This window comes from Halorubrum sp. SD683, from assembly GCF_002135045.1.
Lineage (GTDB): Archaea > Halobacteriota > Halobacteria > Halobacteriales > Haloferacaceae > Halorubrum > Halorubrum ezzemoulense.
Genome location: NZ_NEWJ01000131.1, coordinates 1 through 2,362, shown reverse-complemented (window position 1 = coordinate 2,362; position 2,362 = coordinate 1). Strand labels below are relative to the sequence as shown.

General features: G+C 70.4%; 5 protein-coding genes. 4 read left to right on the top strand and 1 reads right to left on the bottom strand.

Going from position 1 to position 2,362, the window contains the following annotated elements; genetic code table 11:
• The 4 genes from B9G49_RS16880 to B9G49_RS15935 form a co-directional block, all read left to right on the top strand.
• A partial coding sequence (locus B9G49_RS16880; RefSeq protein ID WP_143414728.1) for an ATP-binding protein occupies positions 1-168 on the top strand: 168 nt, incomplete at its 5' end.
• 126 nt (positions 169-294) lie between these two features.
• On the top strand, positions 295-510 hold the full coding sequence (locus tag B9G49_RS15945; RefSeq protein WP_049929801.1) for a hypothetical protein: 216 nt from the start codon (positions 295-297) through the stop codon (positions 508-510).
• A gap of 103 nt (positions 511-613) precedes the next feature.
• Positions 614-1,030 carry a hypothetical protein gene (locus B9G49_RS15940; protein ID WP_049929803.1) on the top strand — a complete coding sequence of 139 codons (417 nt, stop codon included), beginning with the start codon at positions 614-616 and terminating at the stop codon, positions 1,028-1,030.
• Between the two features lie 109 nt (positions 1,031-1,139).
• On the top strand, positions 1,140-1,793 hold the full coding sequence (locus tag B9G49_RS15935) for a molybdenum cofactor biosynthesis protein B (protein WP_086217021.1): 654 nt from the start codon (positions 1,140-1,142) through the stop codon (positions 1,791-1,793).
• Positions 1,794-1,804: 11 nt separating this feature from the next.
• On the opposite strand, the gene trpG is transcribed toward B9G49_RS15935, so the two are convergent.
• Positions 1,805-2,362, bottom strand: a 558-nt coding sequence (gene trpG, locus B9G49_RS15930) for an anthranilate synthase component II (RefSeq protein WP_086217020.1), incomplete at its 5' end; no start/stop codon positions are given.

Sequence of the window (2,362 nt, the reverse complement as noted above, 5' to 3'; positions counted from 1 at the left end):
GTACAGCGCGTCGACCGCCGTGCCGTCGACGCGCTGTACCACGGCAGCGGCCTCGGGCTGTGGCTCGTCTACTGGGTCGTTCGGCAGTCGGGCGGCTCGGCCGCCGTCGCGAGCGCGGAGCCCCGCGGTACGGCGATCACGCTCACGCTCCCCCGAGCGGACGACTGAGCCGCCGACAGTCGAACCGCTGCCAACGGCGGTGGAACGTCGCGCCCGCGACGCGGGGCGAACGGCGTCGGTCGAGTCAGCGACCGCCGCAAAACGTTTATGATTAACCATGTCATACGGTACCACATGTCACTTAGAGACACCGGACGGCGGCTACGGCTGCGTCGCACCGGTCGCGTTCCGGCCGACGCGCGGGTCCGGCACTACGACGAACTGGACGACGACGAACAGGAGATCGTGCGGGAGCTAGCCGACGAGCCGCAGACGGCGCCGGAGACCGGCGACCTCGACGACGGCGACGTGGTGAAGTTCACCGATTACTATCGGGTGCGAGCGCGGTGAGACCCCCGCGGCCGCCGAGAGGACCGCGACCGGTCGGTGAGCGGCGGAGGGGGTGGCTGCGCGGAAGCGAAGTTGTTTTCGCCGGGCGGGGGTAACCTGGCGCATGGACAGCGGCGGATCCACAGACATGACGCTGGCGTTCGAGCTGAAGGCGCTGAAAGCGCTCGCGGACCCCAACGCGGTGTTCAACAACGCCCGACAGTGGACGGAGTACGTCGGCGTCGTCAGCGAGAAGCCGACCTACGTCGTCACGAACTTCACGCGGAAACACCGCGTGCGACAGGACTTCTTCTCCGGGCCGCGCGGCGTCGAGGAGAGCTTAGAGAACATCAGCGGCCAGTTCGACACGGACCGCCACGTCTTCGTCGGGATCGACGACGAGGACGAGGCGGTCGCCGAGGCGACCGACTGGGAGTTCCTTCACGTCGAGGACGCCGCCGAGGCCGCGGAGTGGACGCTCGCGACCGAGGACGAGACCGACGAGGCGCCGGAGGAGCAGGCCCGAGACGACTGGCCCTGAACGGCGACGGGTCTCCGAGCGGACTCCGGCCCTCCGGCGGTCGCCCGGAACGGCCATGCGCGGCTCGCCGACCGGGAGATGTTTTCACGCGGGCGCCGAACGTCGGTCCATGAGCGACCACGACGACCACGGCCACAGCCACGACGACCGAGAGGATCACGGTCACGGTCATGACCACGACCACGGCCGCGACCACCATCACCACCACGACGCCGAGTCGGTCGCGGTCGCGGTCGTCACCGTGTCCTCCTCGCGGTCAGCGGACGAGGACCCGGCGGGCGACTACGTCGCGGCCGCGTTCGAGGAGGCGGGCCACGAGGTGGCTGTCCGCGAGCTGATCCCCGACGACTACGACAGCGTCCAAGGCACCGTCGACCGCCTCGCCCGCCGGAAGGACACCGACGCGGTGGTGACCACCGGCGGGACGGGCGTCACGCCGGACGACGTCACGCCGGAGGCCGTGCGAGGGCTGTTCGCGAAGCGGCTCCCCGGGTTCGGCGAGCTGTTCCGCCGGCTCTCTCACGAGGCGGTCGGCACGCGGACGATCGGGTCGCGCGCGACCGCCGGGGTCGTCTCCGCCACGCCGGTGTTCTGTCTGCCGGGCTCGGAGAACGCGGTTCAGCTCGGCGTCGACGAGATCATACTCGCCGAGGTCGGCCACCTCGTCGGCCTCGCCGGGCGGGGCCTCGACGAGGAAGGTGACGAGAAAGACGCCGACGGGGAAGCCGACGGCGACGAAGATTCGCCGAGCGACGGGGCCTGACGCCCGGACCCTCAGACCGAAGTGAGGAAGTTCCGGACGAGGTCGTGGCCCGACCCGGTCAACACGCTCTCCGGGTGGAACTGGACCGCCTCGATCGGGTGTTCGCGGTGACGGATCCCCATCACGATCGACTCGCCGTCGTGGTCCGTGGTGGCCGTCACCGCGAACGCGTCGGTGACCTCGGTCGCCGCGAGCGAGTGGTAGCGGCCGCCCCGGAACCCTTGGTCGAGCCCGCGGAACACGCCCTCGCCGTCGTGGTCGACGGGGAACGCCTTGCCGTGAACCGGCTCCGGCGCGTGCCCGACGGTCCCGCCGTACTCGTACACGGCGGCCTCCAGACCGAGGCACACGCCCAGCGTCGGCACCGTCGGCGAGAGGTCGCGCAACACCGGCATCGTCACGCCCACGTCGCGGTCGTTCTTCGGGTGGCCCGGCCCGGGACTGATGATCACCGCGTCCGGATCCGCGCCCTCGACCTCGGCGAGCGACGCGGTGTTCTTGAACACCTCGACGCCGACCGGCTCGCCGTCGATCGTCTGGTCGGAGACGTACTCGACGAGGTTGTAGGT

Coding starts and splice junctions, on each gene's coding strand:
- B9G49_RS15945 (WP_049929801.1), top strand. CDS start 295: ATGTCACTTAGAGACACCGGACGGCGGCTACGGCTGCGTCGCACCGGT.
- B9G49_RS15935 (WP_086217021.1), top strand. CDS start 1,140: ATGAGCGACCACGACGACCACGGCCACAGCCACGACGACCGAGAGGAT.
- B9G49_RS15940 (WP_049929803.1), top strand. CDS start 614: ATGGACAGCGGCGGATCCACAGACATGACGCTGGCGTTCGAGCTGAAG.